Raw genomic sequence first — 1,619 nt, 5'->3', positions numbered from 1 at the left:
GAGCGCGACATTGAACGCCGTCTCTATATTGCCCGTCGCCGTATTGAAAAACAGATCACCGAAGATCCTGATTTCTACATCTGTAGCTTATCGACGCAAGTGCTGGTGTACAAAGGTTTGTGCATGCCTGCGGATTTGCCTCGCTTCTACCTTGATCTTGCTGATCTACGCATGGAATCCGCTATCTGTCTGTTCCACCAGCGTTTTTCAACCAACACTCAACCTCGCTGGCCACTGGCGCAGCCGTTCCGTTATCTTGCTCACAACGGTGAGATCAATACCATTGAAGGCAACCGCCAATGGGCCCGAGCGCGTGCTTATAAATTCTCTTCCCCATTGCTGCCCGATTTACAAACCGCAGCTCCGTTTGTAAATGAGACTGGTTCGGATTCTTCAAGTCTGGATAACATGTTGGATCTTTTCTTGGCCGGCGGCATGGATATCTTCCGAGCCATGCGAATGCTTGTTCCACCAGCATGGCAAAATCACCCAGATATGGATCCCGATCTACGAGCCTTCTACGACTTCAACTCCAAACACATGGAGCCTTGGGATGGCCCAGCAGGGATCGTACTTTCCGATGGCCGCTACGCAGCATGTAACCTCGACCGAAACGGTCTGCGCCCAGCTCGCTACGTGATCACAAAAGACAAGTTGATCACGCTGGCTTCTGAAATCGGTATTTGGGATTACGCACCAGACGAAGTTGCGAAAAAAGGTCGTGTTGGCCCTGGTGAGTTGTTAGTTGTCGATACTCGTAAAGGTAAACTGTGGCAATCAAGCGAGATCGATAACGATCTCAAATCTCGTCACCCATACCGCGAATGGATGGAAAACAACGTTCGCAAACTAACGCCATTCTCTCAGCTACCTGAAGATCAAGTGGGTGAGCGAAGCTTCGATGAAGATTTGCTTAAGACCTATCAAAAGCAGTTCGCCATGACCAATGAAGAAGTGGATCAGGTGCTGCGTGTACTTGGCGATATGGGTCAAGAAGCCGTAGGCTCTATGGGCGATGACACGCCGATGGCAGTGCTGTCTTCGAAAGAGCGTTTGGTTACCGATTACTTCCGCCAGAAGTTTGCTCAGGTCACCAACCCGCCTATCGATCCACTACGTGAAAAGCATGTTATGTCGTTAGCTACCAGTATAGGTCAGGAGATGAACGTCTTCTGTGAAACCGACGGCCACGCGCATCGAGTGACATTTGATTCTCCAGTGCTACTTTACTCTGACATGCAGCAGTTGCTTGAGCTGGGTGACGATCACTACCGCAATACCATTCTCGACATAAACTACGATCCACAAGAGAAAGATCTCAAACAAGCGATTGATGACTTATGTGATCAAGCTGAACAAGTGGTGCGAGAAGGTACCGTCTTAGTGGTTCTTTCCGACCGCGCATTAGTTAAAGGCAAGTTGCCAATTCCAGCCGCCATGGCTGTCGGCGCCGTGCAAACTCGCTTAGTTACAGCCAACCTTCGTTGTGATGCCAACATCGTCGCGGAAACCGCAACCGCACGTGACCCTCATCAATTTGCCGTATTGCTAGGCTTTGGCGCTACGGCGGTTTATCCGTATCTAGCTTATGAAGCGTTAGGCAAGTTGATTGACGATGG

General features: G+C 50.0%; 1 protein-coding gene. It reads left to right on the top strand.

Features of this window, described 5'->3' with window-relative positions; genetic code table 11:
- Positions 1 to 1,619, top strand: a 1,619-nt coding sequence (locus tag R7070_RS24790; protein ID WP_318141349.1) for a glutamate synthase central domain-containing protein, incomplete at both ends; no start/stop codon positions are given.

The organism is Vibrio sp. 1557 (assembly GCF_033340175.1).
Classification (GTDB): Bacteria; Pseudomonadota; Gammaproteobacteria; order Enterobacterales; family Vibrionaceae; genus Vibrio; species Vibrio alginolyticus.
The sequence above is the reverse complement of the archived record's forward strand: the minus strand, read 5'-3'. Positions and strand labels throughout refer to the sequence as shown.